The organism is Nocardia sp. NPDC059764 (assembly GCF_042732555.1).
Classification (GTDB): domain Bacteria; phylum Actinomycetota; class Actinomycetes; order Mycobacteriales; family Mycobacteriaceae; genus Nocardia.
Map to the genome: position 1 here is coordinate 1 of NZ_JBHWHH010000347.1, position 1,975 is coordinate 1,975.

General features: G+C 69.1%; 4 protein-coding genes. All 4 read left to right on the forward strand.

All coding sequences use genetic code 11. The annotated features are described in order from the left end of the window. A partial coding sequence (locus ACFV4K_RS35565; RefSeq protein ID WP_379280677.1) for a 5-formyltetrahydrofolate cyclo-ligase occupies nt 1-342 on the forward strand: 342 nt, incomplete at its 5' end. A 70-nt stretch (nt 343-412) separates the two neighbouring features. After that, complete coding sequence (locus tag ACFV4K_RS35570; RefSeq protein ID WP_379280678.1) at nt 413-727, forward strand: FmdB family zinc ribbon protein; 315 nt, start codon at nt 413-415, stop codon at nt 725-727. An 87-nt stretch (nt 728-814) separates the two neighbouring features. Beyond that, nucleotides 815-1,462 carry an SAF domain-containing protein gene (locus tag ACFV4K_RS35575; protein ID WP_379280679.1) on the forward strand — a complete coding sequence of 216 codons (648 nt, stop codon included), beginning with the start codon at nt 815-817 and terminating at the stop codon, nt 1,460-1,462. Between the two features lie 79 nt (nt 1,463-1,541). Next, the gene (mscL, locus tag ACFV4K_RS35580; protein WP_379280680.1) at nt 1,542-1,943 is read left to right on the forward strand and encodes a large conductance mechanosensitive channel protein MscL; all 402 of its coding nucleotides are present in this window, start codon (nt 1,542-1,544) and stop codon (nt 1,941-1,943) included. Nucleotides 1,944-1,975: the final 32 nt, after the last annotated feature.

Here is a 1,975-nt window from a genome sequence, read left to right on the forward strand (position 1 = left end):
CCGCTCGCCTGGGCCGAATACACCGGGACCGACGGGCTGCACCGCGGCCGGTTCGGGCTGCGCGAACCGGACGGCGACCCGGTCGCGGACGGAATCTCGACGGCGTCGACGATTCTGGTTCCGGCGCTCGCGGTGGATCGACGCGGGGTCCGATTGGGACGCGGGGCCGGTTATTACGATCGAAGTCTGAACGCCGCGCGCGCCGACGCGCGATTGATCGCCGTGGTGCGCGACGACGAACTCGTGGACCGTTTGCCGGAGGAGTCGCACGACCATCGAATGGGGTGGGCACTGACCCCGTTCGGCGGGCTGCGCCGCCTCGGAGATCGGGCCGGGAATTGACACCCGATTGGCAGCGTTGGCACTGCCAGCTGTAGAGTGCTAATTCGACGAAGAGCGTGGAGGTTTCCCGATGCCTACTTACTCGTATGCATGCACCGAGTGCGACAACAAGTTCGACATCGTGCAGTCCTTCTCCGATGACGCACTGACCACGTGTGACCGTTGCAACGGCAAGCTGCGCAAGCTGTTCAACTCGGTCGGCATCGTCTTCAAGGGCAGCGGCTTCTACCGCACCGACAGCCGCAACGGCTCCACCTCGTCCGAGCCGGCCAAGCCGTCGTCCTCTTCGTCGGACAACGGCGGCTCGAGCTCCACGGCGTCGAGCGCGTCCACATCGAGCACCTCGACCCCGTCGTCCAGCGGTTCCAGCACCTCCGCGGCCTGATCCCAGCTTTCTCCACAGGCTCTTCGTTATCCACAGCCCGGGTTCGGCCCGGGCGTGCCGGTGTCGGGGCGACCGTACGCTGCCCCCATGACGCGACCGTATCGAGCTTTCCTGCACGCGTTCCGTAGCCGCCTGACCTGGGCGGACTCGACGCTACTGCGGCGGGCCGGGGCGGTCGCGTTGCTCATCACGGCGGTCTTCCTGGCCGTGCGCCCGGATCCATCCACAGACCGCACACTCGTCCTGGTCGCCGCGCGGGAGCTGCCGCCCGGGCAGGTGATCGGCGACGGTGATCTGCGCACCGCCGACCGGGAGACCGCGACCCTGCCGGCCGGAGCCGTGCGCGACGCCGCGCGGGTGCGCGGGGCCACCCTCGCCGCCGCGCTGACGACCGGGGAGATCCTCACCGAGGTGCGGGTGCTGGGCCCGCGGCTGGCCGCCGTGGCGGGCGGCTCCCCCGATGCGCGCATCGTCCCGATTCGCCTGGCGGACAACGCCGTTGCCGAGATCCTGCGCTCCGGCGACCGGGTCGACGTGGTGGCGGGCGAGGACACCGGCGGGACCGGCCGTCCCGCACGGCTATTGGCCGCCGACGCGGCCGTGGTGCTGGTGCCGCAAGCCGACGGCGCCCGCGGGCGCACGGACCGGGTGGTGCTGGTCGCCTTGGATTCCCGACGCGCAACCGCGGTGGCCGCCGCCTCCCTGCGAACGGCGCTCACGGTCGTGTTCCACTGAACCGGCGCATCGGTGAACTAGCATCGCCTCACATCCCCACAACTCTGCGCTCGATCCCTCAGGTAGAGGAGTTTCGACAATGCTCAAGGGTTTCAAAGATTTTCTGATGCGCGGCAATATCGTCGACCTGGCCGTGGCGGTCGTCATGGGCACGGCCTTCGTCGCGGTCGTCACAGCCTTCACCGACGGCATCGTGACACCGCTGCTCGCGGTGTTCGGCGGCACCAATCAGCTCGGGCTGGGCTTCCAGCTGGTGGCCGACAAGCCCGCCACCTTCATCGCGATCGGGCCGATCATCACCGCGGGCATCGATTTCGTCATCATCGCGGCGCTGCTCTACTTCATCGTCGTCGTCCCGGCCAACAAGGCCAAGAAGATGTGGGGCGCCAAGGCGGACGACGCGCTCACCGACAACGAACTGCTGCGCGAGATCCGGGACCTGCTCGCGGAGCGCACCGCGGGCGGGCGCCACGAGCTCTGACCCGCGGCGCGAACTTCCCTGCGCCACAGAGC